The 25906-nt window shown below is 68.4% G+C and carries 26 protein-coding genes and 2 tRNA genes; 16 read left to right on the forward strand and 12 right to left on the reverse strand.

The annotated features are described in order from the left end of the window. Positions 1-25 precede the first annotated feature (25 nt). The 3 genes from HQ325_RS06945 to HQ325_RS06955 all read right to left on the reverse strand — a co-directional run bounded on the left by HQ325_RS06945 (position 26) and on the right by HQ325_RS06955 (position 2670). Positions 26-1009, reverse strand: coding sequence for a ribose-phosphate diphosphokinase (locus HQ325_RS06945; RefSeq protein ID WP_222627589.1), 984 nt, complete (start codon positions 1007-1009; stop codon positions 26-28). 4 nt (positions 1010-1013) lie between these two features. Further along, the gene (gene glmU / locus HQ325_RS06950) at positions 1014-2492 is read right to left on the reverse strand and encodes a bifunctional UDP-N-acetylglucosamine diphosphorylase/glucosamine-1-phosphate N-acetyltransferase GlmU (protein WP_222627591.1); all 1479 of its coding nucleotides are present in this window, start codon (positions 2490-2492) and stop codon (positions 1014-1016) included. Between the two features lie 107 nt (positions 2493-2599). Beyond that, positions 2600-2670 (reverse strand) — tRNA-Gln (locus tag HQ325_RS06955). 206 nt (positions 2671-2876) lie between these two features. On the opposite strand from HQ325_RS06955, the gene HQ325_RS06960 reads away from it, so the two are divergent. The 4 genes from HQ325_RS06960 to HQ325_RS06975 all read left to right on the forward strand — a co-directional run bounded on the left by HQ325_RS06960 (position 2877) and on the right by HQ325_RS06975 (position 9145). After that, positions 2877-3467 carry a TetR/AcrR family transcriptional regulator gene (locus HQ325_RS06960; protein WP_204870240.1) on the forward strand — a complete coding sequence of 197 codons (591 nt, stop codon included), beginning with the start codon at positions 2877-2879 and terminating at the stop codon, positions 3465-3467. 162 nt (positions 3468-3629) lie between these two features. Beyond that, a complete protein-coding gene (locus tag HQ325_RS06965) occupies positions 3630-4274 on the forward strand; it encodes a ScbR family autoregulator-binding transcription factor (RefSeq protein WP_222627593.1) in 645 nt (214 codons plus the stop codon). 166 nt (positions 4275-4440) lie between these two features. After that, positions 4441-8130, forward strand: a complete 3690-nt coding sequence (mfd, locus tag HQ325_RS06970) for a transcription-repair coupling factor (RefSeq protein ID WP_374107193.1) — start codon at positions 4441-4443, stop codon at positions 8128-8130. Between the two features lie 7 nt (positions 8131-8137). After that, complete coding sequence (locus tag HQ325_RS06975; protein WP_081821037.1) at positions 8138-9145, forward strand: MazG family protein; 1008 nt, start codon at positions 8138-8140, stop codon at positions 9143-9145. A 1-nt stretch (position 9146) separates the two neighbouring features. Here HQ325_RS06975 and efeB read toward each other — a convergent pair whose 3' ends face one another. The 3 genes from efeB to efeU all read right to left on the reverse strand — a co-directional run bounded on the left by efeB (position 9147) and on the right by efeU (position 12452). Beyond that, positions 9147-10427, reverse strand: coding sequence for an iron uptake transporter deferrochelatase/peroxidase subunit (gene efeB / locus HQ325_RS06980; protein WP_222627596.1), 1281 nt, complete (start codon positions 10425-10427; stop codon positions 9147-9149). Further along, positions 10408-11547, reverse strand: coding sequence for an iron uptake system protein EfeO (efeO, locus tag HQ325_RS06985; RefSeq protein WP_222627598.1), 1140 nt, complete (start codon positions 11545-11547; stop codon positions 10408-10410). The genes efeB and efeO overlap by 20 nt, the downstream gene beginning before the upstream one ends. Positions 11548-11609: 62 nt before the next feature. Then, positions 11610-12452 (reverse strand): iron uptake transporter permease EfeU, encoded by an 843-nt coding sequence (gene efeU / locus HQ325_RS06990; protein WP_222629013.1) that lies wholly within the window; start codon positions 12450-12452, stop codon positions 11610-11612. 207 nt (positions 12453-12659) lie between these two features. Between efeU and HQ325_RS06995 the strand changes: the two genes are divergently transcribed. From HQ325_RS06995 to HQ325_RS07015, 5 genes are all read left to right on the forward strand, one after another. After that, entirely contained in the window at positions 12660-13415 is a 756-nt protein-coding gene (locus HQ325_RS06995; RefSeq protein WP_222627600.1) for a lytic transglycosylase domain-containing protein, read from the forward strand. 199 nt (positions 13416-13614) lie between these two features. Continuing rightward, positions 13615-14910: a phosphopyruvate hydratase gene (gene eno / locus HQ325_RS07000; protein ID WP_027504061.1), complete on the forward strand. Its 1296-nt coding sequence runs from the start codon at positions 13615-13617 to the stop codon at positions 14908-14910. Between the two features lie 8 nt (positions 14911-14918). Then, complete coding sequence (locus HQ325_RS07005) at positions 14919-15500, forward strand: septum formation initiator family protein (protein WP_222627602.1); 582 nt, start codon at positions 14919-14921, stop codon at positions 15498-15500. Between the two features lie 48 nt (positions 15501-15548). After that, positions 15549-16064, forward strand: a complete 516-nt coding sequence (locus tag HQ325_RS07010) for a DUF501 domain-containing protein (RefSeq protein WP_222627604.1) — start codon at positions 15549-15551, stop codon at positions 16062-16064. Next, positions 16061-17008, forward strand: coding sequence for a Ppx/GppA phosphatase family protein (locus tag HQ325_RS07015; protein ID WP_222627606.1), 948 nt, complete (start codon positions 16061-16063; stop codon positions 17006-17008). The genes HQ325_RS07010 and HQ325_RS07015 overlap by 4 nt, the downstream gene beginning before the upstream one ends. On the opposite strand, the gene HQ325_RS07020 is transcribed toward HQ325_RS07015, so the two are convergent. Then, entirely contained in the window at positions 17009-17353 is a 345-nt protein-coding gene (locus HQ325_RS07020; protein ID WP_222627608.1) for an MmcQ/YjbR family DNA-binding protein, read from the reverse strand. A gap of 146 nt (positions 17354-17499) precedes the next feature. Between HQ325_RS07020 and HQ325_RS07025 the strand changes: the two genes are divergently transcribed. From HQ325_RS07025 to HQ325_RS07050, 6 genes are all read left to right on the forward strand, one after another. Continuing rightward, positions 17500-18933 (forward strand): short-chain fatty acid transporter, encoded by a 1434-nt coding sequence (locus HQ325_RS07025; protein WP_222627610.1) that lies wholly within the window; start codon positions 17500-17502, stop codon positions 18931-18933. 53 nt (positions 18934-18986) lie between these two features. Next, positions 18987-19826, forward strand: a complete 840-nt coding sequence (locus HQ325_RS07030; protein ID WP_261777719.1) for a sulfurtransferase — start codon at positions 18987-18989, stop codon at positions 19824-19826. Positions 19827-19855: 29 nt separating this feature from the next. Then, positions 19856-19929: transfer RNA gene (locus HQ325_RS07035), tRNA-Leu, on the forward strand. A gap of 188 nt (positions 19930-20117) precedes the next feature. After that, positions 20118-20315, forward strand: coding sequence for a hypothetical protein (locus HQ325_RS07040; protein ID WP_222627613.1), 198 nt, complete (start codon positions 20118-20120; stop codon positions 20313-20315). Beyond that, positions 20312-20563: a hypothetical protein gene (locus HQ325_RS07045; RefSeq protein WP_222627614.1), complete on the forward strand. Its 252-nt coding sequence runs from the start codon at positions 20312-20314 to the stop codon at positions 20561-20563. Before HQ325_RS07040 ends, HQ325_RS07045 begins: the two co-directional genes overlap by 4 nt. A 124-nt stretch (positions 20564-20687) precedes the next feature. Next, positions 20688-21365, forward strand: coding sequence for a haloacid dehalogenase type II (locus tag HQ325_RS07050; RefSeq protein WP_222627616.1), 678 nt, complete (start codon positions 20688-20690; stop codon positions 21363-21365). Between the two features lie 12 nt (positions 21366-21377). On the opposite strand, the gene HQ325_RS07055 is transcribed toward HQ325_RS07050, so the two are convergent. Genes HQ325_RS07055 through HQ325_RS22380 form a run of 3 tightly spaced genes read right to left on the reverse strand, consistent with a single transcriptional unit; the run spans position 21378 to position 22704 of the window. Then, on the reverse strand, positions 21378-21608 hold the full coding sequence (locus HQ325_RS07055) for a hypothetical protein (RefSeq protein WP_222627619.1): 231 nt from the start codon (positions 21606-21608) through the stop codon (positions 21378-21380). Beyond that, a complete protein-coding gene (locus tag HQ325_RS07060) occupies positions 21605-21988 on the reverse strand; it encodes a VOC family protein (protein WP_308014287.1) in 384 nt (127 codons plus the stop codon). Before HQ325_RS07060 ends, HQ325_RS07055 begins: the two co-directional genes overlap by 4 nt. 41 nt (positions 21989-22029) lie before the next feature. Beyond that, on the reverse strand, positions 22030-22704 hold the full coding sequence (locus HQ325_RS22380) for a VOC family protein (protein ID WP_261777720.1): 675 nt from the start codon (positions 22702-22704) through the stop codon (positions 22030-22032). 212 nt (positions 22705-22916) lie between these two features. Between HQ325_RS22380 and HQ325_RS07075 the strand changes: the two genes are divergently transcribed. Continuing rightward, positions 22917-23480: an AAA family ATPase gene (locus tag HQ325_RS07075; RefSeq protein WP_222627623.1), complete on the forward strand. Its 564-nt coding sequence runs from the start codon at positions 22917-22919 to the stop codon at positions 23478-23480. A gap of 134 nt (positions 23481-23614) precedes the next feature. On the opposite strand, the gene HQ325_RS07080 is transcribed toward HQ325_RS07075, so the two are convergent. Continuing rightward, a complete protein-coding gene (locus HQ325_RS07080; protein ID WP_222627625.1) occupies positions 23615-24541 on the reverse strand; it encodes an aldo/keto reductase family oxidoreductase in 927 nt (308 codons plus the stop codon). Between the two features lie 45 nt (positions 24542-24586). Next, positions 24587-25837 (reverse strand): DUF3500 domain-containing protein, encoded by a 1251-nt coding sequence (locus HQ325_RS07085; RefSeq protein WP_222627627.1) that lies wholly within the window; start codon positions 25835-25837, stop codon positions 24587-24589. Positions 25838-25906 lie beyond the last annotated feature (69 nt).

The raw sequence follows: 25906 nt of genomic DNA on the forward strand, positions 1-25906 counted from the left end.
GAGTGTCGGTCGGTGACGTCGTTTCTCAGGCGTTGCCGTTGAACAGGCTGGTGACGGACCCGTTCTCGAAGACCTCGCGGATCGTCTTGCCGAGCAGGGGTGCGATGGAGAGCACGGTCAGCGACGGGAACATCTTGTCCTCGCTGATCGGCAGCGTGTTGGTCACGACGACCTCCTTGGCGCCGCACGATGCGAGACGCTCGGCCGCCGGGTGGCTCAGCACACCGTGGGTGGCGGCGATGACGACATCCCCGGCGCCCGCTTCCTTCAGCACCTTGACGGCGCCGGCGATGGTGCCGCCGGTGTCGATCATGTCGTCGATCAGGATGCAGGTGCGTCCCTCGACGTCACCGACGACGCGGTTCGACTTGACCTGGTTGGGAACCAACGGGTCTCGTGTCTTGTGGATGAAGGCGAGCGGCGCTCCACCCAGCGAGTCGGCCCACTTCTCGGCGACGCGCACACGGCCGGAGTCGGGGGAGACCACGGTGATGTGCTCGAGGTTGTAGCCCTCGCGGATGTGGTCGGCGAGCTGACTGTGCGCGTGCATGTGGTCGACGGGACCGTCGAAGAAGCCCTGGATCTGGTCGGTGTGCAGGTCGACCGTGATGATCCGGTCGGCACCGGCCGTCTTGAGCAGGTCGGCCACCAGGCGGGCGGAGATCGGCTCGCGGCCGCGGTGCTTCTTGTCCTGGCGGGCGTAGGGGTAGAACGGCAGGATCGCGGTGATCCGCTTCGCCGATCCGCGCTTGAGCGCGTCGATCATGATGAGCTGCTCCATGAGCCACGTGTTCAGCGGGAACGGGTGGCTCTGCAGCACGAACGCGTCGGAACCGCGGACCGACTCCTCGAAACGAACGAAGATCTCGCCGTTCGCGAAATCACGAGCCGTCTGCGGGGTGACCTCGATTCCCAGTTCCTCGGCCACCTGCGCGGCCAGCTCGGGATGAGCGCGACCGGAGAAGAGCATCAAGTTCTTCTGGTTGTCGATCCAGTTGGCTGTGGTCACTGCTCTACTCGCCGTCCTTCGGTTCGTGCACGTGTGATTCCTCGGTCGAACGGGCGCGTTCGGCGGCCTCCGCCGCCGGCGTTCCCGGACGCTTCTTCTGCACCCAGCCCTCGATGATCCGTTGCGGACCACCGGAGACCGCGAGCGCTCCCGCCGGTACATCATGGCGTAGGACGGTTCCGGCGCCCGTGTAGGCCCCGTCGCCCACACGCACCGGCGCGATGAACATGGTGTCGGACCCGGTGCGCACGTGCGAACCGATCTCGGTCCGGCTCTTGCCGACCCCGTCGTAGTTGACGAAGACACTGGAGGCGCCGATGTTGGAGTGCTCGCCGATGCTGGCGTCCCCGACGTACGTCAGGTGCGGCACCTTGGAGTGCGCTCCGATGGTCGCGTTCTTGGTCTCGACGAAGGCGCCGAGCTTGCCCTGCTCGCCCAACTCGCTGCCCGGCCGTAGGTAGGTGAAGGGCCCGACCGTCGCTCCGGCGCCGATCACCGAGTTCGAACCGTGGGACCGGACCACCGTCGCGCCGTCGCCGACCGACACGTCGGTGAGCGTCGTGTCGGGTCCGATGATCGCGTCCTCCCCGACCACGGTGCGTCCGTGCAACTGCGTACCGGGGTGGAGCACGGCGTCGCGTCCGATGGCGACCTCGACATCCACCCACGTCGACGACGGGTCGATCACGGTGACGCCGGCGCGCATGTGGCGGGCCAGGATGTGCTCGTTGAGGATGCGGGTGACCTCGGACAGCTGCACCCGGTCGTTCACGCCGCGCACCAGCGACGGGTCGGTGAGCTGGGTGCTGAACACCGGCAGGCCGCGTCGGCGCGAGATCTTCAGGACGTCGGTCAGGTACAGCTCGTGCTGGGCGTTGTCGGTGCCGAGCGAGTCGAGTGCGACCCGCAGCGACTGCGCGTCGAACGCGTACACGCCCGAGTTCACCTCGGTGATGGTCAGCTGGTCGGGAGTCGCGTCGGCGTGCTCCACGATCTCCTGGACCTGGCCGGACTGATCGCGGACGATGCGGCCGTAGCCGTTGGCGTCGTCGGGGACGAAGGTGAGGACCGACACCGCGACGGGCTCCGCGGAGGAATGGTGATCGTGCAGGAGTGCCTGCAACGTGTGGGCGTCGAGCAGCGGTACGTCTCCCGCGGTCACCACCACGGTGCCGTCGAAATCGGCGGGCAGTGACGCCAGGCCGCACTGCACCGCGTGGCCGGTGCCGTGCTGTTCGGCCTGCACCGCGATGTCGATGGTGCGACCCACCGTCTCGGCCAGATCGGCGACGGCGGCCGAGACCTTCTCGCGGTCGTGCCCGACGACGGTGACGAGGTGGTCGGGATCCACTCCGTCGGCCGCGTGCAGGGCGTGCGCGAGCATGGACCGACCGGCCAGTTCGTGCAGAACTTTCGGAGTCTTCGATCGCATTCGGGTTCCCGCCCCCGCGGCGAGCACGACTACAGCGACCTTCGACGTCATGAATCTCCTCGACCGACTTCGGATGTGCCCCGGGCGGGGGACCCGCCACACTCGTCGCCACGGCTCCGCCGCCCTACGACAGCAGCTCCGCCGCTGTGGTGTCACGGCTCCGCCGCCAGGATTCGAACCTGAACTATCTGAACCAAAATCAGAGGTGCTGCCATTACACCACGGCGGATCACAGCCTCGGCTGGCGTGCGCCGAGCGCGTCGATCCTCGCACGAGTGCACCCGCTCCGTAAAACGCTCCGCAGGCCTCACTCGCTGCGCAGCGCTCGCGTGTCACAGTGAAACCATGACCTCGACGCCCGACGCGCCCCGCGAGCCCGATCAGCCGCGCGCACCCGGTGACGCCGGCACGCCGGAGCGTGCACCCCGCGTCCGGATGACGGGGACCCAGCGCCGGGCCCAGTTGATCGAGATCGGCCGCACACTGTTCGCCGAGCGTGGCTACGAGGCCACGTCCATCGAGGAGATCGCGCAACGCGCACAGGTGAGCAAGCCGGTCGTCTACGAGCACTTCGGCGGCAAGGAGGGTCTCTACGCCGTGGTGGTGGACCGCGAGATGTCGACGTTGCTGTCCATGATCACGTCCTCGCTGACCGAGAACCGGTCCAGGATCCGGGTCGAGCGGGTGGCACTGGCCCTGCTGACCTACGTCGAGGAACGCAGTGACGGGTTCCGCATCCTCGTGCGCGATTCCCCGGTCGCCGCGGCCGAGGGGACGTACTCGAGCCTGTTGAACGACGCCGTCGGCCAGGTCGGTCACATCCTGGCCGGTGATTTCTCCCGCCGTGACATCGACCCGGCCAATGCCCAGCTGTACGCGCAGGCATTGGTCGGAATGGTGTCGATGACGGCGCAATGGTGGCTGGACGAACGGTCCCCCTCGAAAGAGGTGGTCGCCGCGCACATCGTGAACCTGTGCTGGAACGGGCTCACGAATCTTGAGCCGGATCCCCGGTTGGGGAGCTGAAAGCGCGGGTGTCACCAGAGGTGGTCACGATCGACCGCCGCATCGGTCGTGACGACACGACGCTCGGACTCCGGGACGAGTGCTCGTGCTGTGTAGCTGTCCAGTGGTACCGTTCTCGCGTTGTTCCCGGATTGAATGCCCCACACTTTCGAGGCGGATCGCATGGTCAGACAGGCACGCGCCGAGATCACCAGAGACACGGTGCTCGCGGGGGCCGCCCATGTCTTTCTCCGGCTCGGGTACGCCAATGCCAGCCTCAGCGAGATCATTTCGCAGTCGCAGGTCACCAAGGGAGCTCTCTACTTCCACTTCGGGTCGAAGGAGGAGCTGGCTCGCGCCGTCATCGACGAGGGCGCACGGCGGCTCACCGCGGCGTGCCGCGCACTGGACGACGGCCGGATCCCCGCACTCGAGGCCGAGATCGGTGTCTCGTACATCACGGTGGATCTCGCGGTCACGGATCCGATGGTCGCCGCGATGTTCCGACTCAAGCACCAGATCGGCGACTACCGCGGTACCGGTGAGAACGTCATGGAGGGGTGGGCGGAGTATCACACCGGCCTGGCTCGTCGGGCGATCGACGAGGGTGACCTCGAGCCGGATCTCGATCCGGTGACCACCGGGATGCTGTTCCTGGAGGTCATCGTCGGTGCGCACATGGTCGCCGTGGCCACCGACCGCACCAAGGAGCTGTCGGCACGCATGGAGCGGCTCTGGCACTACCTGCTCCCGTCGTTGGTTCCCGCTCGCAAACTCGACTACTTCCGTGAGTTCGCCGCCCGCCGGGTCCTGCGCTACGGCGCCTGACCGCGGCCGGCCGCGTCGCGGTCGCATCGCTCGGCCCACGGTCGTTTCTGTCGGCGACTGCTTCTAGAATCGGTACCGAGTCGTCACCGACCGTCCGATCCCCGTCAGAGGTGGTCGAGCATCGCGGGTGCACGATCGTGTCGTCTTTCCGTCAGGAGTTCTGCTGGTGTCCTCGCCGTCCGTCCATGTTTCCCCCGCGCAGACCCCGGACGACGGTGCGGGCCGGATGTCCGGACTGCTCGAGTTCGCGCTGCGCGACGCGTCGTTGGCCCGGATCGTCGACCTGTCGGGCCGTTCCGAGGCCACCCTGGTCGCTCCCACTCCGGCACGGGCGTTCATCGCCGCGGCCATGGCCCGCACCACACCGGTCCTGCTCGTCACCGCGACGGGCCGCGAGGCCGACGATCTGACGGCCGAGCTCACCGAGATGGTGGGCGGCGCCGTCGCGCAGTTCCCGTCCTGGGAGACGCTGCCGCACGAGCGTCTGTCTCCCGGCGCGGACACCGTCGGTCGTCGCATCGAGGTGCTGCGGCGCCTCGCTCGGCCGGAGGACGCCGATTACGGCGTCCCGCTGAAGATCATCGTCACCACGGTGCGTTCGGTGCTCCAACCGATGGCACGCGGACTGGGCGAGATCGAGCCGGTCGGCCTACGTGTGGGGGCCGAGTTCGACTTCGAGGAACTACAGAAGCGACTGGTCGAACTGGCGTACACCCGCGTCGACATGGTCGGCAAACGCGGCGAGTTCGCGGTTCGCGGCGGCATCCTCGACCTGTTCTCGCCCACGGCGGACCATCCGGTGCGCGTCGAGTTCTGGGGTGACGAGGTCACCGATCTGCGCGCGTTCTCGGTCGCGGACCAGCGGTCGCTCCCCGATGTCGAGGTCGACGCCGTCATCGCGCCGCCCTGCCGGGAGATGATCCTCGACGAGGCGGTGCGCGATCGGGCTGCGCGTCTGGCCGACGACAACACCGGCGACCCGATCCTCGTGGAGATGCTCGAGAAGATCTCCGCCGGAGTCCCGGTCGAGGGCATGGAGGCGCTGCTACCGGTGCTGAAGGCCGGCGGTCTCGAACTGTTGACCGACGCACTGCCGGACGGCGCACACGTCCTGGTGTGCGATCCGGAGAAGGTACGCACGCGTGCGACGGATCTGGTGCGGACGGGCAAGGAGTTCCTCGAGGCGTCGTGGACGGCGGCGAGCATCGGTGCGGCCGCTCCGCTCGACACCGCTGCGCTCGACACCAGCAGCGTGAAGGACGAGACCACCGTCCTCGATCTCGATCTCAGTGCGTCGGCGTACCGATCGTTGCGGCAGGTGCGCGAGTCCGCCGAGGCGGCCGGCCGGCCGTGGTGGACCGTCGGCCCGCTCGCCTCCGGCAGTGACGAGGAGATCGCGCTCGATGTGGATGCCGCGCCGGACGTGCGCGGCTCCGAGGAGGCGCTGGCGACCCTCTTCCAGATGTTCACGGCGCACCTCGCGTCCGGTGGCCGGGTGGCCGTCGTCGTCGCCGGTGCGGGGACGGCGCAGCGCACGGTCGAACGACTGCGTGAGGCCGGTGTGCCCGCACTGCATCTCGATGCCGGTGCCGAGCCGGGCCCCGACGTCGTCGGCGTGCTGTGCGGGTCGTTGCACTCGGGTCTCGTACTGCGCGACGCCGGCCTCGTGGTCGTCACCGAGGCCGATCTCACCGGCAACCGTGTCGCGGCTGCGGGCGACGGCAAACGCTTGCCCGCCAAGCGCCGCAACCAGGTCGACCCGCTCGCGCTGACGGCCGGCGACATGGTGGTCCACGACCAGCACGGCATCGGCCGTTTCGTCGAGATGGTCGAGCGCACCATCGGTGGAGCACGCCGTGAGTACCTCGTCGTCGAGTACGCGCCGAGCAAGCGCGGGCATCCGGGTGACCGTCTCTTCGTGCCCATGGAGTCGCTCGATCAGCTGTCCCGGTACGTCGGCGGCGAGATGCCGAGCCTGAGCAAGCTCGGTGGATCCGACTGGACCAACACCAAGCGCAAGGCCCGCAAGGCCGTTCGTGAGATCGCCGGCGAGCTCGTCCAGCTCTACGCGGCGCGGCAGGCGGCGCCCGGCCACGCCTACGGACCGGACACTCCGTGGCAGAAAGAGATGGAGGACGCCTTCGCGTTCACCGAGACCGTCGACCAGATGACCGTCATCGACGAGGTCAAGGCCGACATGGAGAAGCCCGTCCCGATGGACCGCGTGGTCATCGGCGACGTCGGCTACGGCAAGACCGAGGTCGGCGTCCGCGCGGCATTCAAGGCCGTCCAGGACGGCAAGCAGGTGGCGGTGCTCGTTCCCACCACGCTGCTGGCTCAGCAGCATCTGCAGACCTTCACCGAGCGGATGGCCAACTTCCCGGTGACGGTCAAGGGACTGTCCCGGTTCTCCGACGCCGCCGAGTCGCGCGAGACGTTCGCCGGTCTCGCGGACGGAACCGTGGACATCGTCGTGGGCACGCATCGGCTGCTGCAGACCGGAGTGCAGTGGAAGGACCTCGGGCTGGTCATCGTCGACGAGGAGCAGCGCTTCGGCGTCGAGCACAAGGAGCACATCAAGGCGCTGCGCACCCACGTCGACGTCCTGACGATGTCGGCGACGCCGATTCCGCGCACGCTGGAGATGAGCATGGCGGGCATCCGCGAGATGTCCACCATCCTGACGCCGCCCGAGGAGCGTCACCCCGTTCTGACCTACGTCGGTGCATACCAGGAGAAGCAGGTGGCGGCGGCGATCCGCCGTGAGCTGCTCCGTGACGGCCAGGTGTTCTACGTCCACAACCGCGTGAGCAGCATCGACAAGGCCGCCGCCAACATCCGACGGCTGGTACCGGAAGCGCGCGTCGTGGTCGCGCACGGTCAGATGAACGAGGACGCACTCGAGAAGACGGTGCAGGGGTTCTGGGAGCGGGAATTCGACATCCTGGTCTGCACCACCATCATCGAGACGGGCCTCGACATCTCCAATGCGAACACGCTGATCGTCGAGCGCGCCGATTCGCTGGGTCTTTCCCAGCTTCACCAGTTGCGTGGGCGCGTCGGCCGCAGCCGGGACCGCGGCTACGCCTACTTCCTCTACCCACCGGAGAAGCCGCTCACCGAGACGGCGTACGACCGGCTCGCCACCATCTCGCAGAACTCCGACCTCGGTGCCGGCATGGCCGTCGCGATGAAGGACCTCGAGATCCGCGGCGCGGGCAACGTGCTGGGCGCCGAACAGTCCGGCCACGTCGCCGGCGTGGGCTTCGACCTGTACGTCCGACTGGTCGGCGAGGCGGTGGAGGCCTATCGCGCCGTCGCCGACGGCCGCCCCGTCACCACCGACGAAGCGCCGAAGGAGGTGCGCATCGACCTCCCCGTCGACGCTCACATACCGCCGGACTACGTCACCAGCGACAGGCTGCGTCTCGAGGCGTACCGCAAGCTGGCGGCAGCGCAGAACGACGCCGAGATCCGTGCGGTCATCGACGAGCTCACCGACCGCTACGGGCCGGTGCCGGCCGAGGTGGCGCGGCTCGTGGCCGTGGCCGTCCTGCGGATCCTGTGCCGTTCCTACGGCATCGTCGACGTGCAGATGGCGGGGACCATGGTGAAGTTGGCGCCGATGGACCTACCCGACTCCAAGCAGATACGGTTGAAGCGGCTCTACCCCAGCGCACAGTATCGGGCGACCACCGGCACGGTGCAGATCCCGATTCCTCGCGTGGCAGGTGGTGGAGTCGGTTCGGCCCGTGTCCGCGACGAGGAACTTCTGCAGTTCGTCGCCGACGTGCTGCTCGCCATGGACGGGCAGCCTGCGGGCTCCGTACGAGTCGAGCAACCGATCGGGGTGTGAGCGCGCGATGACGATTCTGTTGCTGGATCCCCTGCGACCCACCATGGTGCCGGTGCAGGCCGTGACGTTGCTGGACAAGCCGGTCGGCTTCACGGAGGAGGTGCCGGTCTCCATCCGCTGGCGCCTCACAGGGTTCACGTCCGCGGGTGACGACGAGCCCGAGGTGCTCATCAGCACCAGTCGCGACAATCCGGACGTCCAGGAACGCATCACACGCGGCGAGGACGTCATCGAGGTGCCGGTGCCCCGCGGCGGCAACCTCGCCGAGGCGGTCTTCGTCATCGACAAACTGCGCTCACTCGGCGGATGGGAGGCGCAGCAGACGCACGAGTCGCTGCGCGGGTACCTCCTCGAGGAGACCTACGAACTGCTCGACGCCATCGAGACCGGCGACGCGGACTCGATTCGGGAGGAGCTCGGCGATCTGCTGCTGCAGGTCATCTTCCACGCGCGCATCGCCAAGGACGCGGGCGCCGAGGCGTTCGACATCGACGACGTGGCGTCCACTCTGGTTGCCAAGCTCACCCACCGCAGCCCGCACCTGGCCGACACGTCCGGCGCACCGATCGACATCGGTGCGCAGGAGAAGGCATGGGAGGAGCGCAAGGCCGCGGAGAAGGTACGCGCGTCGTGTCTCGACGGCATCGCCATGGCGCAGCCGTCGCTCGCGCTCGCCCAGCAGGTCATCACCCGAGCGGTCAAGGCCGGGCTCCCTCAGGACTTCGTCCCGGAGTCCATGCTCTCGGTGCGCATCGACATCTCGGGTGATCACGGCGCCACCAGCGCCGAGGACTCGCTGCGCCGCACCGTCAACGAGTTCGTCGCCGATGTGCGTGCCGCGGAGCGCGGCGCCGCCATGGACGGAGTCCGATCGGCCGAGATGGACGCACGAGCGTGGTCCAAGTACTGGCCGGGCACCGACATGTTCGGCCGACCGCTCGCGGCGACGGGAACGGACGACGCACGCGTCGCCGCGTCCCACCATCGGCCGCAGGCGGACGAGAAGAACCGCTGACCTACTGGCCGAAGAGCGTCGAGCCCCAGTAGGCCTCGGTGCCTTCCGGCACTCCGGGTGGGCAGGCGAAGATCGCCGAACCGACGTGGGAGATGTACTCGTTCAGCGCATCTCGTCGTGCGAGAGCCTGCTGCATCGGCACGAACTGGGTCTGCGGATCGCTGCAGAAGGCGACGAAGAACAGCCCCGCATCGAGATGGCCGAAGCCGTCGGAGCCGTCGGTGAAGTTGTACCCGCGGCGGAGAATCTTGATGCCGCCCAACGATTCCGACGAGGCCAGCCGTACGTGCGCGTCCTTGGCGATGGTCGAGGAGCCGAGGTCGACGGTGTCGAACTCGGCCGTGCCGCCCAGCGGCGCGCCGGTGGCCTTGGACCGACCGATGACGCGCTCCTGTTCGCCGAGCACCGCACGATCCCACGGTTCGATCTTCATCCGGATGCGTCGGGCCACGAGATAGGTGCCGCCGGTCATCCAGTCGGACTCGCCGCCGCTCACCCACACGTGCTCGTCGACGGTCGCCGCTTCCTCGGCCTTGATGTTGTTCGTGCCGTCCTTGAAGCCGAAGAGGTTGCGCGGTGTCGCCTGGGCGGTCGACGTCGACGCGGTGCGACCGAAGCCGAGCTGCGACCATCGCACCGCCGCGGTGCCGAACGCGATGCGGGCGAGATTACGGATGGCGTGCACCGCCACCTGGGGATCGTCGGCGCAGGCCTGCACCGCGATGTCGCCACCGCTCCGCGCCGGATCGAGGTCGTCTCCGGGGAATCGCGGAAGATCCTGCAGTGCAGCCGGTCTGCGGTCGCCCAGACCGAACTTGTCGAAGAACGACGGGCCGAAGCCGATGGTCAGCGTGAGGTTGGACGGCATCAGGCCGTAGGCCTCACCGGTGTCACCGGGCGGCTCGTACTGCCCGCCGCCGACCACGCCACCGGGTACCGACTCGGCGCCGACGGTGAGACGCTCGGCCATCGCCGTCCACTTCGTGAGCATCGCGACGATCTCGTCGCGCGAGGTGGTCGTCACGTCGAAGGTGACGAAGTGCATGCGGTCCTGTGCGGGCGTGACGATGCCCGCCTGGTGGACGCCGCGGAACGGCACCACGGCCTCGGCCGCGTCGGCGACCACGGGTTCGGGTGCGGTCGACCGGCCCAGCGTGGCACCGGCGCCGACCGCGAGTGCGCCGGCTCCCACGCCACCGAAGAGCGCGCGGCGCGAGAGGCGTCGACTCGGCGGGGCGGCGGCGTCCGTGTCGGACGTCCGCTCAGGCGCCTGCGACGACACCCTGTACCTGGCTCACCGACGCGGACAGGGCGTCGATCTTCTTCGACAGGTCCTGGCGCTGCGGCTCGGTGACCGTGTCGTAGGAGACGAAGCCGTCACCCTGGCGGTACTTCGCCAGCTCGGTGTCGAGCTCGGCGAACCGCTGCTCGATGGTGGCCGCGAGTTCCGGGTTCCGCTCGGACAGCACCGGAGCGAGCGCCGCAACCGCTGCCTGCGATCCGTCGACGTTCGCCTGGAAGTCGTACAGGTCGGTGTGGGAGAAGAAGTCCTCCTCACCGGTGATCTTCGTCTGGGCGACCTCGTCGAGGAGGCCCTGTGCGCCGCCCGCCACGGTGATCGGGTCGATGACGAAGTCGGGGGACTGCACGCCCGCGACCAGTTCGTCGACATCCGCCTTCAGCTGCTCGGCGATCGCGTTCGTGTCCGGCTGGAGTCCCTGTGCCCACAGGTCCTTCTCCAGGCGGTGGAATCCGGTCCACTCCGCGCCCGGCTCGACGTCCGGCTCGCGCAGGTCGATGCGGGGGTCGAGATCGTCGGGGAAGCTCTCCGCAACGGGTTCGATGCGCTCGTAGTAGGTGCGGACGAGCGGGAACTGGGCCTTGGCGCCCTCGACGTCACCGGACGTGACCGCGGTGACGAACGATGCCGTCGTCTCCTGCAACGCCGTGACCTGGCTGACGACGTAGCGCTTGTAGCCGTCTGCCGCCTCGGCGAGCGTGCCGTCGGCGTCGGACTCCTTGGCGTCACCGGTGACGACGAAGTCGCCGCGGAGGCCGTCGCCGACCATGCCCGGCTTGCACGCGGTCTGGTACGTGGCGGGCTCGGGCAGCGCGACGATGAGCTGGCGGGAGACGCCGGGCCCGATGTTCTCGATCTCGCCCATGACGCGGTCGCCCTCGCCGTAGACGTAGAACTCGGTGACCTTGGAGCCGTTGTTGGTCACCTGGAAGGTGGAGCTACCCGTCTGTGCACTCGTCGTACCGACGTCGCACGAGCTGTCGGTCGCGTCGACCACGATGTCGCCGCCCTCGGCCGAGGTCGCGGCCTCCTTCTCGGTGCAGGCCGTGAGTGCCAGCGGCAGCGCGGCGGCGCAGAAGAGGAGGCGGGTGGTGGTGCGCATGTCAGTGGTGCCCTTCGGGAGCGGGGAGGCCGGTGGTCGGCACTGAAGCAGATGTGTGTGGGTCAGGAGGCGGCGGGTTGCGGCTGTGGTGCGGTGACTCGTGGCACGGCCTTCGGCCGCCGGAGGAACAGGGGCAGGACGACGACGAGGTAGAGCACCCAGGCCGCGACCTGCAGAACGGTCGGCTCGGGGCGGAAGTTGAAGATGCCGGCGACGACGGTGCCGTACCAGCTGCCCGCGTCCCAGGTGTCGCTGATGTCGAACGCGGTCGCGCTGCCACCGGGGAGGATTCCGCCGATCTGCAGTGCCCGCAGTCCGTACGCCAGGATTCCGGCGGCGACGAACACGAGGAAGACCCCCGTCCAGCGGAAGAACCGGGCGAAGTCGATGCGTACGGCTCCGAAGTACAGGAGGACGGTGAGGATCGCAGCGACGGCAATTCCGGCCAGCAGACCCAGCAGCGGCCACGAACTGCCGTTGGTGTTCTCCGCGTAGCCGACCATGAGAAGTGCCGTCTCGATTCCCTCGCGCCCGACCGCCAGGAAGGCGAGCGACGTGACCGCCACCGGCCCGACGTCGAGCGCGCGAGCCATGCCGGCCTTCAACGTGCCGGAGATGGAGGCGGCGGCCGACCGCATCCACAGCACCATGCCGGTGACGATCGCGACGGCGATCAGCGAGGCGATGCCGGCGATGATCTCGGCGGTGAGGCCCGTGACCGTCGAGGTACCGAGGTGGATGACGGCGAACACGACGGCGACCATGGCCACGGCGGCGGCGACACCCGTCCACACCCACTTCAGCGCGTCGCGCCGGTCGGACTTCACGAGGAACGCGACCAGGATCATGACGACGATGCCGGTCTCCAGCCCCTCCCGGACTCCGATCAATCCGCTGCCGACCATCTGCGTCACGACGGACGGCGCGGACGCGACGACGGCGACTGTGGACACGGCGGGATCTCCCGGGTTCGAGTGGAGCGGGGCGTCTTAGGCAAGGCGACCCTCATACGAAAGGTGAACATACACCGGCTTCGGGGTGGGAAACAGCCGCCGACCAGGACTTTTGCATACCTTTACGTTTCTATTACTTTGACTCGGGATGATGGACGCATGCCCCCACCGCGCTCACGGCGCCTCCGCGTCGTCGCGGCTGCCCTCGCCACGGCCGCCGTCGTCTCCGGCTGCGGTGCTCTCGGCCTCGATCCGGGCAGACCCGCCGTGGAGATACCCGAAGGCATTCCGCCGGGGCCCGGCGCGCCCCTGCCGCCGATCGACGTGGACGCGCCCGGCCGCTCGGCCGACCTCCTCGCAGGCTGGGCGGAACCGCTGGTCGACCCCACCGGCATCGGCCGCACCGCGCTCGAGGCCTACGGCCACGCGGCCGCGGTCATGGCCCGCTCGTCACCGGGGTGCGGTCTGGCCTGGACCACGCTCGCCGGGATCGGCCGCATCGAGAGCCGCCACGGCACTTTCGGCGGGTCGTCCGTCGGTCCGGATGGCACCGCGACCCCGCCCATCCGCGGAGTGCCCCTCGACGGCACCGCCGGCAACGCGGAGATCGCCGACACCGACGGTGGAGAACTGGACGGCGACACCGTCTTCGACCGCGCGATGGGACCGATGCAGTTCATCCCCGAGACCTGGCGCAAGTGGGGCGTCGACGCCAACGGGGACGGCCGCGCCGACCCCGACAACCTCGACGACGCCGCACTCACCGCGGGCCGCTACCTCTGCGCCCGCGGGGGAGACCTCACCACGCCGGAGGGATGGCAGGCCGCCCTCATGGCCTACAACCTGTCGGGGGTCTACCTGAGGGACGTCCGCGACGCGGCCTCCGCCTACTCCGTCGGTGCCCGGCCGTCCTGACGCCGACCTGAACCCCGACCGGCCTCCGGCCTGCCCGCGTGGTTCACGACCGGCCTCCGGCCTGCCCGCGTGCGCGCCTGCGCGTCGAAGATCGAGCGCGGCGGCTGCGGCGGCTAGTCTGTCTTCGAGCCGCGCCCGACCACGGGTGACCGGTTCGCGCCCGAAGCTGTGTGTTCAACGCCTGACTAGGAGTTCATTCGTGGCCATCATCGAACAGGTCGGAGCTCGCGAGATCCTCGACTCACGTGGCAACCCCACGGTCGAGGTCGAGGTCGCGCTCGACGACGGCACGCTGACCCGTGCAGCGGTGCCCTCGGGCGCCTCCACCGGTGAGCACGAGGCCGTCGAGCTCCGCGACGGCGGCGATCGCTATGGCGGCAAGGGCGTCGAGAAGGCCGTCAACGCCGTGCTCGACGAGATCGCGCCGGCCGTCATCGGCCTCGACGCCATCGAGCAGCGCACGGTCGACCAGGCTCTGCTCGACCTCGACGGCACCGCCGACAAGTCGCGTCTCGGCGCGAACGCTCTGCTCGGTGTCTCGCTCGCCGTGGCCAAGGGTGCTGCGGAGTCCGCCGGACTGGAGCTCTTCCGTTACCTGGGTGGACCCAACGCCCACATCCTGCCGGTGCCGATGATGAACATCATCAACGGTGGCGCCCACGCCGACAGCGGCGTCGACGTGCAGGAATTCATGATCGCCCCCATCGGTGCGCCGACCTTCAAGGAGGCCCTGCGCTGGGGCGCCGAGGTCTACCACGCACTGAAGTCGGTCCTCAAGGCCAAGGGCCTGTCGACCGGGCTCGGCGACGAGGGCGGTTTCGCCCCCGACCTCGCGGGCACCAAGGCCGCACTCGACCTCATCTCGGAGGCCGTCGGCAAGACCGGCCTCACGCTGGGCTCCGACATCGCTCTCGCGCTCGATGTCGCCGCCACCGAGTTCTTCACCGCCGGAACGGGATACGCCTTCGAGGGCAACACCCGCACCGCGGAGGAGATGTCGGCGTTCTACGCGGACCTGCTGAACCAGTACCCGCTCGTCTCCATCGAGGATCCGCTCGACGAGAACGACTGGGACGGCTGGGTCGCCCTCACCGACAGCATCGGTGACCGGGTCCAGATCGTCGGCGACGATCTGTTCGTCACCAACCCGGAGCGCCTCGAGGAGGGCATCGTCAAGGGAGCCGCCAACGCTCTCCTGGTGAAGGTCAACCAGATCGGCACGCTGACCGAGACCCTCGACGCCGTCGATCTCGCGCACCGCAGTGGCTACCGCACGATGATGAGCCACCGCAGCGGCGAGACCGAGGACACCACCATCGCCGATCTCGCCGTCGCCGTGGGCAGCGGACAGATCAAGACCGGTGCCCCGGCTCGCAGCGAGCGCGTCGCCAAGTACAACCAGCTGCTGCGCATCGAGGAGGCACTCGGCGACGCCGCGCGCTACTCGGGCGAGTTGGCGTTCCCGCGGCTCGACTTCACCTCGAAGGACAGCTGAGCTCACCGATGGCAGACCGGGACTCTCGACGCAGTGCGGCACGGCCGGGTGGCCGTTCGCCGCGCCGTGACGCGCGTCCCGGTCGATCCACGCGTCGCGACGGGTCCGGGGCCTCGCAGCCTCGGACCGTCGCCGGTGCGGTCAACGACGTCGTCACCGAAGGTGCCGCGCTGGTCGGTCGGCGCGGACGTCGCCGCGGAGGCGAGAAGAAGGAACGCACGTTCCTCGGACTCTCGACAGGCAAGGCCGTCGTCCTCGCCGTGGTCATCTGTGCGTTGGCCCTGACGCTCGCGGTTCCGTTGCGCACGTACATCTCCCAGCGCGGGGACGCGGCTCAGGTCGCCGCCGAGCGGGTGGCGCTGGAGCAGCGCGTGGCCGAGCTGCAGATCCGCAAGGACCAGACGGACGATCCTGCCTACATCACCGCGCAGGCGCGCGAGCGTCTCGGCTACGTCATGCCCGGTGAGACTCCCTATCAAGTCCAGTTGCCCGGCGCGCGTGCACGATCGGACGTCGAGAACGATCCGCCGCCGCCCCCGCCCGGACCCTGGTACAGCGACCTGTGGTCCACCGCGACCACACCACGGTGACCCCTCGGCCCCTGCCGACCCACCCGATCCGGAAATGAGTCAGATCCTGTGAGCGACGTGTCGCGCGAAGACCTCGACGCCGTGTCCGCGCAGCTCGGACGAGAGCCGCGCGGCGTGCTCGAGATCGCCTACCGCACCCCGGACGGCCGTCCCGCCGTAGTCAGGACAGCGCCGAAACTGCCCGACGGCACGCCGTTCCCCACCCTCTTCTACCTCACGGATCCGCGTCTGACGGCCGAGGCCAGCCGCCAGGAGTCCGCCGGCGTGATGCGCGAGATGACCGAGCGGCTGCAGCAGGACGAGGATCTGGCCGCGGCCTACCTGCGCGCCCACGAGGCGTATCTGGCCGAGCGCAACGAGATCGAGTCGCTCGGAACCGATTTCACCGGCGGCGGGATGCCGGACCGGGTCAAGTGCCTCCACGTGTTGATGGCGCACTCGCTGGCCAAGGGGCCGGGGGCCAATCCGCTCGGCGACGAGTCCGTGGCACTGGCCGCCGAGGGTCCCCTGCGCGGCACGGCGTTGCCCGCCGACTGGCCCACCATCGAGGAGCTTCGAGCATGAGGGTCGCTGCGATCGACTGCGGCACCAATTCGATCCGTCTGCTCGTGGCCGACGTGGACGACGACGGTCTCCGAGACCTCGCGCGTGAGATGCGTGTGGTCCGGCTGGGGCAGGGTGTCGACGCGACCGGTTCGTTCGCACTCGAGGCGATCGACCGCACCGAGGCGGCGCTGCGGGAGTATGTCGACATCATCACCGCGCTGGGCGGTGTCGACGCGGTGCGCATGGTTGCGACGTCAGCCACGCGCGACGCCGACAATCGTGATCTGTTCTTCGACATGACGCGCCGGACACTCGCCTCCGTCGCGGACGGCGCCGTGGCCGAGGTCATCTCGGGAGACGAGGAGGCTCGTCTGTCGTTCGCCGGTGCCGTCGTCGATCTGGATCCGGACGAGGGGCCGTTCCTGGTGGTCGATCTCGGCGGCGGCTCCACCGAGCTGGTTCTCGGCGACGCCGACGGCGTACGCGCCGCCTACTCCGCCGACATCGGATGCGTTCGGCTCACCGAGCGGTGCCTGCGATCCGACCCGCCCACCGAGGCCGAGCGCAGGGCAGGGCAGGCCTTCACCTCGGAGCGCCTCCAGCCGGCGTTCGACGCGGTACCCGTGAAGGATGCGCGCACCTGGGTCGGGGTTGCCGGGACGATGACCACCCTCTCGGCCGTGGCACAGAATCTTCACGCCTACGATCCGGACGCGATCCACCTGTCGCGCATCCCGTTCACCGATCTGCGCGACGTCTGTGATCGTCTGCTCGGCATGACGAGGGCGGACCGTGCCGTGCTCGGCCCGATGCACCCCGGTCGCGTCGACGTCATCGGCGGCGGATCCCTCGTCGCGGCCACACTCGCCGAGCACATCGGTGGCGAAGCCGGAATCGACACCCTGGTCGTGAGTGAGCACGACATTCTCGACGGGATCGCTCTCAGCGTCGCCGGGCGGTGATCACTCGGGCTTCGGGCCGTGCTTCCTGACAGTCACCGGAGCACGGCACTCCCACGCCTCCTCGATCAGTTCACGGAGTTCGTCGACGTCCACTTCGGGCAATCGCACGAGCACCGACGCATGACCCTCGTAGTGATCGGTGGTGAAGAACGCTGCCGGGTTCGAGCTGATGAGGGCCTCGCGGTCCTCGACGCTCGGTCTGCGGAGCAGCAGTACATCGGGCATCTCGTGGACCCGTGCGAACAGTCGGTCCTTCACGCGGAAGCCGGGAGTGCCGTACGACGGCTTCTCCGTCACCTCGCGCAACGCGAGTGCGATACGCCTGACGTCGTCCTCTGTCGCCATGAACGAAGTGTGCCACCTGCGGTCCTGCATCGCCGCAGATCGAAGGTGCAGGGATGCCTCTTGCCATCGGGCGGGACCACGGGAAAGGTCGATCGAGGCCGTTGTGGTCCCCGACACACCGATCGCTCGACGACCAGGAGGTCACCATGGCAGTCCGCGACACCGACGCACCCGCGGAGAAGGGTCTGGCGCGAACGGCCCAGGCGCTGGCGCGAGGTACCGAGAAATGGTTCCCCGACGCCTACATCTTCGCGCTGGTCGGCGTGCTGGTGGTGGCGCTCGCCGCATTCGCGAACGGATCGTCGCCGCAGAACGTGGTCGACGCGTTCGGAAACGGCTTCTGGGACCTGACGGCGTTCACCCTCCAGATGGCCATGGTGGTACTCACCGGTTACGTGGTGGCGACGTCACCACCCGTGGCGCGGCTCATCACGAGACTGGCCGCGCTGCCGAACAATCCACGCACGGCGGTCAGCTTCGTCGCGCTCATGTCGTGCTCGGTGTCGTTCCTGAACTGGGGTCTCAGCCTCGTCTTCGGTGGACTTCTCGCTCGAGCCATCGCCCGGCGACGCGATCTGAGCGTCGACTACCGCGCGCTCGGCGCCGCGGCGTTCATGGGCCTGGGTGCGGTGTGGGCACTGGGCATGTCGTCGTCCGCGGCGCAGCTCCAGGCCACCGCGAGCTCGCTCCCGCCGGCTCTGCTCCGGATCACCGGAGTCCTCGATTTCGGCACCACCATCTTCACGTGGCAGTCACTGGTCATGTGCGTGATCATCATCGTGCTGACCGTGATCATCGCGCACTTCTCCGCGCCCACCGGTGCGGCGATCAAGACCGCCGAGGCCTTGAAGGTCGACCTCGACGACACGATCTCCGAGCCGCCGACGCGCACCCGTCCGGGCGAGTGGCTCGAGTACAGCCGCATCCTGCCGATCCTCGCCGGGGCGATGACGCTGGGTTGGCTGGTGTCGCAACTGCTCTCGAAGCCCGTGCTGTCGGTGGTGAGCAGCCTCAACGGCTACTTGCTGGTGTTCCTGATGCTGGGACTCGTGCTGCACGGCACACCGCGGCGGTTCCTCGATGCCGTCGCCAAGGCCGTGCCCGCCACGGCGGGCATTCTCGTGCAGTTCCCGCTGTACGCCGCGATGGCCGCGATTCTGACCAAATCCGAAGGGCGGGGCGGAGTCACGGTGTCCGAGCACCTCGCCACGTTCTTCACCGAGGTCGGTGGCGGCGGAGCCTTTGCCGTGGTCATCGCCGTCTACACCGTGATCCTGGGGCTGTTCGTCCCGTCGGGCGGTGGCAAGTGGTTGGTCGAGGCGCCGTACGTCATGCAGTCCGCGACGGACGTGCAGATGAACCTCGGCTGGACGGTGCAGATCTACAACGTGGCCGAGGCGCTGCCCAACCTGATCAACCCGTTCTTCATGCTGCCGCTGCTCGCCGTGCTGGGTCTGCGGGCACGCGATCTCATCGGGTTCACGTTCCTGCAGTTCCTCTTCCACTTCCCGGTGGTGTTGCTGCTCGTCTGGTTGCTCGGGATGACGTTCACCTTCGAGCCGCCCGTCATCCCGGCCTGAGCGCTGCCGGCCGCGTCGCGCTCCCGCGCGCAGCGAGTCGTACGCTGATCGCCATGTCGGAAATCCTGGTGACCGTGTCGGAGTTGTCCGCAGCGCTGACGTCGCCGCGCCCGCCGGTGCTGCTCGACGTGAGGTGGGCACTCGGTGATCCCGACAACCACCAGCACTACCTCGACGCGCACATCCCCGGCGCCGTCTTCGTCGACCTGGGCTCGGAACTCGCCGGTCACGGAGAGCCCACGGACGGGCGACACCCCTTGCCCGAACTCGACGATCTGCAGATGCATGCGCGGCGATGGGGCATCGACGCCGACTCGTTCGTCGTCGTCTACGACGCCACCGGCAACATGGCTGCGGCTCGGGCGTGGTGGCTGCTGCGCTGGGCGGGCGTCGAGACCGTGCGCATGCTCGACGGTGGACTCGGCCTGTGGCGGGCGGCCGAACTACCCACGCGGTCGGGCGAGGAGACGGCGCCGCGAGCTGGGGACGTGACGCTGTCCGAGGGCCATCTGCCGACGGTGACGGCGGACGATGCCGCGACATTCCCCGGCCGTCTCCTGGACGCACGTGCGGGGGAGCGGTACCGCGGCGAGGTCGAGCCCGTCGACCCCCGTGCCGGCCACATTCCCGGTGCTGTCAGTGCGCCGACCTCGGACAACGTGACCGGCGACGGAGCGTTCGTAGCGCCTGATGTACTGCGAGATCGGTTCGCGACCATGGGTATTCGGCCCGGCGACGAAGTGGCCGTCTACTGCGGTTCCGGTGTGACCGCGGCGCACGAGATCGCAGCGCTCGCACTCGCCGGTATCGATGCGGCCTTGTTCCCGGGATCGTGGTCCGCGTGGTCGTCGGACGCCAGGCGACCGGTCGAGACGGGACCGGGCGACTCCTGAACGGCCCGCGATAGGCTGGCCTCGAGCTGGCCCCTATAGCCCAATTGGCAGAGGCAGAGGACTTAAAATCCTTGTGTTCCGGGTTCGAGTCCCGGTGGGGGCACCGACGTCCTCTCGGCACGCCACGTCGATGCGCTCGTGGTGTTTACGGCCCCTCCCTACGGGTATCGACGTGTCCCCGCGCGGTCGATGCTCCGAGCCGCGAGCTCGTTCCCGGCCGCTCGACGGCCGAAGACCAGGTATCGGCCCGACTGTCTCACGACGCGTCCGGTGCCGGAAAGGAAGAACGCCATGGTGCCGAGAGCAGACGACATGGACCGGACGGCCGACGTGGACTACGTGGTGGCGATCGTGCAGAAACGACGCGCTGCCGTACGGGAGAACGCCCCCGCCGAAGAGGTGTTCAGACTGATGGCACTCGAGCGACTGCTCGCCGAGCGCCGTCGACAGGGCGGTGGACGGCCCGCGACGCTGAGCGATGCGTCATGACCGGGGACATCGGCGTCGAGGTGGACCAGGTGTTCGAGGCCCGGCCGTCACGGGGATCGATGTACATCCCGGTCGACCTCATCCCGTTGCTCAGCGCCCACTTCGCATCGCAACGCACCAGATTGCTCGAGTGCGGTGACACCTGGCGCGCTGCGCGAGCGGAGCGCGTGCTCGACGAGTTGACGAAGGCCTTCACCGTGGGCGTGGCCCGATCGGACACCGGAGACGCGGCAACCGACGAGCCCTGAAGGGACTCGTGAAGTCCTGTCCGGGAAGCAATTCGATGACGCTGCGCGGCCGGGGAGGTCCACCGAGGCGTCGGCGCGCTGGTCGAGCGGGTTGGCGTTCCGCCTCGTCGGGTACGCCGGTGGCATGGCAGAGCGCGCTGGTCCTGATGTCGTCGTCTTCGATGTGGTCGGCACACTCGCCGATCTCGAGATCGTCCGCGACAGGTTCACGGCGGCGGCGCCGACATCGTCGTTCGACGGATGGTTCGCGCACCTGTTGCGCGACGGCATGGCGCTGACCCTGTCCGGTGCGTACGAGCCGTTCGCCACAGTGGCATCGTCCGCTCTGCGGGCGTACACCCGTGGGTCCGTCTCCGATGCTGACATCGAGCACATCATCGGAGCGTTCGCGGAGACGACACCGCACCCCGACGTTGTCGCGGCACTCGACGCCGCCATCGCCGGTGGTGCGCGAGTGTTCACCCTGTCGAACGGGAGCGCGGACTCCACAGCAGGGTTCCTCGACCGGGCCGGTGTGTCCGATCGGGTCGAACGAGTGCTCAGCATCGACGACGTCCGCGCGTGGAAGCCGGCAGCAGCGCCGTACGAGCTGGCGGTGTCGAGCGCCGGAGTCACCGCGGACCGGTGCGCGATGGTGGCGGTGCACTCCTGGGACCTTCAGGGCGCCGGACGCGTGGGAATGCGCACCGGATGGTGCCGCCGTGAGGAGAAGGTGCCCACGGCCGCATTCCGCGAGGCGGACGTCTCGGCGCAGACGCTCGACGGTGTGGTGCGCGCACTGTTCGACTCGACCGACGAGTGACGAGTCCGCGGATCACCGACCGCGTCGCCGGCGGATGACGATCCCGACCCACACACCCGCAGCAGCTCCGATCACGGCGCCGGATCCGACGGTGAACAGCCATTGCCAGTCGACGACGAACAGCGGCTCGCGCCCGGAGACGAATGCGTAGTTCACCCGCTTCGGGGGCATGAGAATCGAATACAGCACGGTGGCCGTGAGCGCCCCGATCGCTGCGCCGAGGCATGCCGACAGAAACCTCACGTGTCGTTCCTCGGGATGGGTGCGAGTACGACGCGCCAGCCGTCGGGGTCTTCGAACGTGACGGCGTCGATAAGCGTCCAGTAGGGATTCGACGCGGCCACCGGTGCGCTTCCGGTATCTCGACAACGCTGATTCACGACCTCGAGCGCGGCGCGAGAGTCGAAGTACAGAACCAGCAGGTTGTCGTCCGATGGAGGCGGGCAGGGGCCTTCGTCGACGTGCGATGTGAATTCCAGTTGATACCCGGCGTCGGGCATTCCGAGGATGACACCGTCGTATCCCGCGTGGTCGGCGAAGTGGGCCACTTGCGGGAGGCCGATTGCGTCCCGATAGAAGGCGACAACCTCGGTGAGGCGACCGGTCGGACGTGCGACACGCACTCGAGCGACGGGAAGGTCGCGGGGCCACCGCGCCGGACTCGTCACTTGTCGGACCACACCATCGTCGTGATGCAGAACGGGTGTCCGGCCGGATCGAGGAGAACAGCCCACCGAGAATCGAACTGCGGTTCGGACGGTCGCGCGCCACAGGTTTCTGCGTACTGCACCGCACCGGCCAGATCGTTGCCCGCGTCGATGTCCAGATGCACCACGGCGGTTCCGGGCCACTCGGGCGGTGTGCACTTCTCGACCTTCTGTGCCACCAGGACGAGCCCCTCATCGGTGCGCATCCCGCACGCCTGTTCGTCGCGCCAGAGTCGACGACCACCGAGAAGGGCCAGATAGAACCGAACGAGTTCTTCCGGATCCGCACAATCCAGGGAGATGCCCGCGGTGCGTAACGGCCCGCTCGTCGTCGGGGTGGGTGCCTCACCGCGCGCTCGCTCCACGACATATCGCCGTTCGATGCCCGCCGTCCGTGTGCCCCACTCACTCGACGTGACTCGGTCCTGATGTCGCGCGAAGGCGGCCTCGTCGGCGAAGTACTCGTCCACCAGCCACACGAGGGGATTACCGCTCTGGTGGACGTCGAAGGACACGCAGCCGGGTTCGGCCCGCGTCAGCTCGACATGACGGGGCAGGCATTCCGACACGACGGCCAGCTCGGCATCGTCCCGACAGACCAGCTGACCGCTGAGGTGGACGTACGGGCTCATGCGTGGCTCCTCGTCGACGTGCCGATGAAGGGTGTACGACGACCATCCTCTCCTGCGGGCGCTGAAATCCCGGTGTTCGCGCACCCATCCTTGCGAGCCGCACGCGTGTTGCTCGGCGTGGTTGCGTGCGAGGGCCGAGAAGCAGTGCGGGAACCCAGCCCGCGGGTCACCGGGCGGCGCGGTCCACGGGCTCGAACCCCTACAGTCGACAGGTGCTCGAACCCCGAGACCACCTCGACCCGCCACCGCGACGCATCCTGATCGGGGCGCCGGCGGGTGCCGGGAAGACCACGCTGGCGCGAGAGATCGAGAACCGCACGGGTCTGCCGCACACCGAGATCGATGCGCTCTTCCACGGACCGGGATGGACTGTGCGACCGCGCTTCCACGCCGAAGTCGACGCGTTCACGGCCCGCGAGCGGTGGGTGACCGAATGGCAGTACACGACGCTACTGGGCCCGCTGCTGCCGGAGCGCGCCGACACTCTGGTGTGGCTCGACCTTCCCGTTCACGTGCACATGGTGCGGCTCGTCCGTCGTACGCTGCATCGCCGCCGACATCGAGTTCCGTTGTGGAGCGGCAACATCGAGCCGCCGCTGCGGACGATCCTCACCGACCCGGAACATATCGTCCGGTGGGGCTGGAAAGGCAGAAAGAAGATGCGCGGGCGCGTGGTCGACGCAGTGAGTGTGTACCCGCATCTTCGAGTCGTCCGATTGCGATCGAGCCGCGAGGCGATGCTCTGGGTGCGGGGTCTGCCGAGAGCTCAGGTCTGACCCGTCGGCACCGAGCGACTCACCCGCGCCGCCCGGACCTTCCCGCACCCATCGTCGCGTTCCGCACGCGTGTTGCTCGGCGAGGTCGCGTGCGGGAACCGAGAAAGGGTGCGGGCGAACATGGTTCACCGGTGTCAGGGCAGCGTGTGCCCCGCAGCGCGGAAGAGGCGGTACCACTGCTCTCGGCTCAGAACCACGTCCGAGCCGGCGGCAGCTTCGCGCACGCGGCCGGGGTTCGTGGTTCCGAGCACCACCTGAATGTTTGCCGGGTGCCGGGTGATCCACGCTGTGGCGATCGCGGTGGGCGTGGTTCCGAACTCGGAGGCGAGCTCGCGGAGCGCGTCGTCGAGTTCGGGGTAGTTCTCGCGATCACCGAGGAACACGCCGTCCGACGTTCCCTTCTGGAACGGTGACCACGCCTGCAGAGTGATGCCGTTCAGTCGGGCGTGGTCGAGCACCCCGTTATCGCGGTCGACCGACTGCTCGAGCCCGGCGATGTTCGCCGCGAGACCGGCAGCCACGAGCGGCGCATGCGTGATGCTCAGCTGTACCTGATTCACGATCAGGGGCTGTCGCACCGCGGTCTTCAGCACCTCGATCTGTCCGGGAGTGTGGTTGGAGACGCCGAAGTGTCGTACCTTGCCCGCCGTGTGCAGCGTGTCGAAGGCCGCCGCGACTTCGGCCGGCTCCACGAGGGTGTCCGGCCGGTGCAGCAAGAGGACGTCGAGGTGATCTGTACGCAAGGCGGCGAGAGACTCGTCGACGGTGGTCAGGATGTGCTCGGACGAGAAGTCGTAGAACCCTTCTCGGATGCCCACCTTGCTCTGGATGATGACGTCGTCTCGATCCGACGCGAACGACACGGCGTCGCCGAACCTGCGCTCGCAGGCGTGACGCTCGCTGCCGTAGATGTCGGCGTGGTCGAAGACCGACACTCCCGCATCACGCGCGGTGCCGACGAGGGTTCGGATCTCCTCGTCGCTCAGCGTCTCGATGCGCATGAGGCCGAGAACAATGCTCGACGCTCGAATGTCGGTTCCGGGGAGCTCGTAGGTCTTCATCTGCACCTGACTACCCGCCGCGAACCGTCCCGCGCAACCGCATCGTCAGAAACCGCCACCCGACGGCGGGGTTCCTCCACCCCGACCTGCGCCGCCGCCCATGCCGGTCGATTCCTGCTGCGTGACGCTGCCCGCGTAGTCGTTGCTCGGGTCGCGGTAGATGGTGTGGACGTGGCCCCAGCCCGAGGTGGTGACGCCCGCGACATCTGCCCCGGCCGAGCCCTGCTGTGCTGCGAACTCGACGTAGACGTCCGGTCCGCTGATCTGGAAGTAGATTCCGTCGCCCTGGCTCATGTCGTAGGTCGTCGCGCCGGACCAGTTCACGTAGGTCGTGTCGAGCGTCGCCCCGATGGCCGCGAGTGCGTCGGCGGTGGTCTCCTCGTCGGCCATACCGGCCCAGTTCGCGATGACCTGGAGGAGCAGCTGCCTCTGCTCGTCGGTGAGGTCGGCACCGGAAAGCCCAGTTCCGGTGGGGAAGTCGCAGGTGCTGCCGGGCGCGCACACCATGGTTGCGACGTCCGATCCCTGGTACAGCGTGGCTTTCTGCTCGTCGGTGAGGCTGTCGTAGAAGGTGAAGGCGTCGGTGTAGATGCCGTCGAACGGCTGCACGTCGGTGCCGTCGGCAGTGGTGTACTCGGCGGGTTGGACGCCGAGGTGGGTGGGGGCGAAGGTGACGGCGTCGGCGGCGCCGTCGAGGGTGGCGTTGATGCCGAGGTGGTGTCCGCCGAACTGGATCTCCCAGGGGCTGGTGTCGGACGGGTCGCCGAAGAAGGCGATGGAGTACTGGCCGAGTGAGTCCTCGGTGGAGGTGCTGTTCTCGTGGAGGTACTCGTCGCCGCCCATGATGCCGGTGACGGTCGCGTAGGCGTCGTCGCTGAGCAGCGACTCGAGCACGGCCATGGCGGCGGCGCGCTGCTCGTCGGTGAGGTCGGCGAGGTTCAGTCCGGCGCGGTCGACGAACGTGACGGGGAAGTTGGACCAGGACGTCGTCTTCGTCTCGTCGTCGTAGGCGTAGGTGACTTGCTCGCGTTGTTCGTCGGTGAGCGTCGCCAGGAAAGCGTCGGCGGCCGCGGCGCTGTCGCTGATCGTGGCTGCGGTCGTGGTCGCCCCCTCGGTGACGGAGGCAGTGGACACTGCGGCCTCCTGGCTCGTGGTGGTGGAGGCCGGTGTCGCAGTGTTCTCGGCCGCGGCGCTGCAGCCGCCGAGCAACAGGCTGCCGGCCAGGAGTACCGAGGCGAGTGCTGTACGGCCACCTCGTGGGTAGCCGGGGGGTGTGGGAGTTCGGTAGAAGAACATGAGACGGACAGTAAGCAGGGTGTCTGCATCCCCGGTGCGAGGATGCTGGACGTTTCCTGTGAACACTCT

This window comes from Rhodococcus sp. BP-349, from assembly GCF_019835845.1.
GTDB lineage: Bacteria > Actinomycetota > Actinomycetes > Mycobacteriales > Mycobacteriaceae > Rhodococcoides.

What these genes read in the sequence shown, in the direction of transcription:
- glmU (WP_222627591.1), bottom strand. Translation starts at nt 2,492, where the DNA reads ATGACGTCGAAGGTCGCTGTAGTCGTGCTCGCCGCGGGGGCGGGAACC.
- HQ325_RS06960 (WP_204870240.1), top strand. Translation starts at nt 2,877, where the DNA reads ATGACGGGGACCCAGCGCCGGGCCCAGTTGATCGAGATCGGCCGCACA.
- HQ325_RS06965 (WP_222627593.1), top strand. Translation starts at nt 3,630, where the DNA reads ATGGTCAGACAGGCACGCGCCGAGATCACCAGAGACACGGTGCTCGCG.
- HQ325_RS06975 (WP_081821037.1), top strand. Translation starts at nt 8,138, where the DNA reads ATGACGATTCTGTTGCTGGATCCCCTGCGACCCACCATGGTGCCGGTG.
- efeO (WP_222627598.1), bottom strand. Translation starts at nt 11,547, where the DNA reads ATGCGCACCACCACCCGCCTCCTCTTCTGCGCCGCCGCGCTGCCGCTG.
- efeU (WP_222629013.1), bottom strand. Translation starts at nt 12,452, where the DNA reads ATGGTCGGCAGCGGATTGATCGGAGTCCGGGAGGGGCTGGAGACCGGC.
- HQ325_RS06995 (WP_222627600.1), top strand. Translation starts at nt 12,660, where the DNA reads ATGCCCCCACCGCGCTCACGGCGCCTCCGCGTCGTCGCGGCTGCCCTC.
- HQ325_RS07005 (WP_222627602.1), top strand. Translation starts at nt 14,919, where the DNA reads ATGGCAGACCGGGACTCTCGACGCAGTGCGGCACGGCCGGGTGGCCGT.
- HQ325_RS07015 (WP_222627606.1), top strand. Translation starts at nt 16,061, where the DNA reads ATGAGGGTCGCTGCGATCGACTGCGGCACCAATTCGATCCGTCTGCTC.
- HQ325_RS07020 (WP_222627608.1), bottom strand. Translation starts at nt 17,353, where the DNA reads ATGGCGACAGAGGACGACGTCAGGCGTATCGCACTCGCGTTGCGCGAG.
- HQ325_RS07025 (WP_222627610.1), top strand. Translation starts at nt 17,500, where the DNA reads ATGGCAGTCCGCGACACCGACGCACCCGCGGAGAAGGGTCTGGCGCGA.
- HQ325_RS07030 (WP_261777719.1), top strand. Translation starts at nt 18,987, where the DNA reads ATGTCGGAAATCCTGGTGACCGTGTCGGAGTTGTCCGCAGCGCTGACG.
- HQ325_RS07040 (WP_222627613.1), top strand. Translation starts at nt 20,118, where the DNA reads ATGGTGCCGAGAGCAGACGACATGGACCGGACGGCCGACGTGGACTAC.
- HQ325_RS07045 (WP_222627614.1), top strand. Translation starts at nt 20,312, where the DNA reads ATGACCGGGGACATCGGCGTCGAGGTGGACCAGGTGTTCGAGGCCCGG.
- HQ325_RS07050 (WP_222627616.1), top strand. Translation starts at nt 20,688, where the DNA reads ATGGCAGAGCGCGCTGGTCCTGATGTCGTCGTCTTCGATGTGGTCGGC.
- HQ325_RS22380 (WP_261777720.1), bottom strand. Translation starts at nt 22,704, where the DNA reads ATGAGCCCGTACGTCCACCTCAGCGGTCAGCTGGTCTGTCGGGACGAT.
- HQ325_RS07080 (WP_222627625.1), bottom strand. Translation starts at nt 24,541, where the DNA reads ATGAAGACCTACGAGCTCCCCGGAACCGACATTCGAGCGTCGAGCATT.
- HQ325_RS07085 (WP_222627627.1), bottom strand. Translation starts at nt 25,837, where the DNA reads ATGTTCTTCTACCGAACTCCCACACCCCCCGGCTACCCACGAGGTGGC.